Source organism: Sphingopyxis granuli NBRC 100800, assembly GCF_001591045.1.
Classification (GTDB): domain Bacteria; phylum Pseudomonadota; class Alphaproteobacteria; order Sphingomonadales; family Sphingomonadaceae; genus Sphingopyxis; species Sphingopyxis granuli.
Genome location: NZ_BCUA01000172.1, coordinates 1 through 1279 on the forward strand (window position 1 = coordinate 1; position 1279 = coordinate 1279).

Annotated in this window: 2 protein-coding genes; both read right to left on the reverse strand. The window is 73.5% G+C overall.

Features of this window, described 5'->3' with window-relative positions:
* Positions 1 to 539, reverse strand: a 539-nt coding sequence (locus SGR02S_RS19235; protein ID WP_156483144.1) for an HlyD family secretion protein, incomplete at its 3' end; no start/stop codon positions are given.
* Positions 540 to 541: 2 nt separating this feature from the next.
* The coding region (locus SGR02S_RS19240; protein WP_169799713.1) for a TolC family protein at positions 542 to 1279 on the reverse strand (738 nt) is incomplete at its 5' end.

Below are 1279 nucleotides of genomic sequence, written 5' to 3' on the forward strand. Positions count from 1 at the left end.
GCTGTCAGTTCCTCGCCCGACACGGCGCCGGTCCCGGCGATGCTCTCGCGCCGCGCCAGTTCGGCGCGCGCGCGCTCGACCGTCGCATCGGCGTCGCGCAGCCGCGCCTGTGCCTGCGAAATCTCGGCCCCGCGCGCCGCGACGCGCGCGCGCGCCGCACCGGCAGTCGCATCGGCCTGCCCGTAGCGCTGGCGCGCCTGCCGCAGCGCCGCTTCGGCATCGGCGACCGCCAGCCGTTGGTCGGCATCGTCGAGGATGACGAGGATATCGCCCTTTTTCACCGCCTGCGTGCCGCTGACGCGCACCGCCTTGACCGGGCCCGAGACAAGCGCGGTGACGGTGGCGCTGTCGGCGCCGACATAGGCATTGTCGGTCGAGACACGCCCCGCCTGCGTCAGAAAATACCAGATGCCCCACGCCGCCGCGATCGTCGCCACGACGATCAGCAGGATGCGCAGCAGTTTCCGGCGCTTGCCGAGCCGCGCCGCCTGCGCCTCGGCGGTTTCGGGCGCGTCGGGGGTAGCCGTGTCGTCGGCCATCGTCATTCTCCTGTTGGATGGACGGCGCGATAGCCGCCGCCGAGCGCGCGGATCAGCGCGACGTCGAGCGCGCGCTCACGCGCTTCCAGCTCCGCGACCGCGCGGCTGAGCGCGACCATGTCGTCCTCGGCGGTCAGTTGGGCGAGCTGGTTCGACAGACCGGCACGATAGCGCAGTCCGGCCAGCCGCGCCGCGTCGGCCGCCGCCTGCAGCGCCGCGCGGCGCTCGGCAAGCTGGCGCTCGGTCGCCGTGCGGCTGGCAGCGAGGTCGGCGATATCGCGCAGCGCATCGATCAGGGTGCGATCATAGCCGGCCACCGCTGCGTCATAATCCGCGCGCGCGCCGCGATACCGCCCCTCGATGCGCCCGCCGTCGAAGATCGGCAGGCTGATCGCCGCGCCGCCATTGCCATATTTCGACCCCGCGTCGAACAGGTTCGCGAGCCCCAGCGACTGGAAACCGACCAGCGCCGACAGGCTGATATTGGGATAATAGTCGGCGCGCGCGACGTCGATGCGCTTCGCCGCGGCTTCGGCGCGCAGCCGCGCCGCGACGATGTCGGGCCGGCGGCCGACGAGCGCGATCCCGGCGTCGGCGGGAAGCCCCGTCGCGGGCGCGGCGAGCGTCGGACGCGCGATGCTCATCCCGCGATCGGGCCCCGCGCCGACGAGCGCCGCGAGCCGATGGCGGGTGAGCGCGATCGCTTCCTCGATCGCCGCGATGTCGCCGCGCGCGGCGGC